Origin of the sequence: Pararhodobacter sp. SW119, from assembly GCF_017811755.1 — a bacterium.
Lineage (GTDB): Bacteria > Pseudomonadota > Alphaproteobacteria > Rhodobacterales > Rhodobacteraceae > Pararhodobacter.
On record NZ_JADDJF010000179.1, the window covers coordinates 1 to 701 of the forward strand.

The window sequence follows — 701 nt, forward strand, 5'->3', positions numbered from 1 at the left end:
GTTCCTCGTGAACGTCCCGCACGAGATCCCGGAGCATGTCGCCGAGTTCGGCCTCAGCGCCATTTGCCATCCGCGCGAGCGCGTGCCGGAGCCGGCTAATGTCGCGGGCGATCACAACGCCATGCTCGGCAAGAAGACCGCGGATCTGGTTCACAAGCCTGGTCCGGTCCGACACCAGCCGCTGACGGATCCGATGAACCGCCTGAATGGCAAGCTGCTCGGTAGATTTCGGCGGCACGAAACGCATCGATGGCCGACCGATGGCTTCACAGATCGCTTCCGCATCGCGTTCTTGTTCGACTTGACGTAGGGCGTCACGAACTGCGGGCTGATCAGGCGAACCTCATGGCCGAACTCGGCAAGCACCCGCGCCCAGTAATGCGCTCCGTTCGATGCTTCCATGCCCACGACGCAGGGCGGAAGTTCCGAAAAGAACTGCGCCACCGCCTCGCGCCGAAACGTCTTACGCAAGACTGTTTTCTCGCGCGCGTCGACGCCGTGAACCTCGAACACATATTTGGCTAGGTCCAATCCAATCCGAACGATCTGCATGATACCCTCCTTTTGCAGGTCAAGGTCGAGTTCACCCCGCGAAGGCGGCGGGGTCCATACCATTGGCTCCGGTTTTGCAAGGGTTTTCTTGAGCGGCGTGGATCGAAGCAGGTTGCGGTCATTTGTCCGGCCTGTGTGCGCGGTGCTTG

1 pseudogene is annotated in these 701 nt (G+C 61.1%); it reads right to left on the reverse strand.

Annotated features, from left to right (window positions below):
• Window positions 1-103 precede the first annotated feature (103 nt).
• Window positions 104-552 (reverse strand): annotated as a pseudogene (locus IM708_RS21540) (IS110 family transposase); the annotation flags it as partial.
• Between the last annotated feature and the right edge of the window lie 149 nt (window positions 553-701).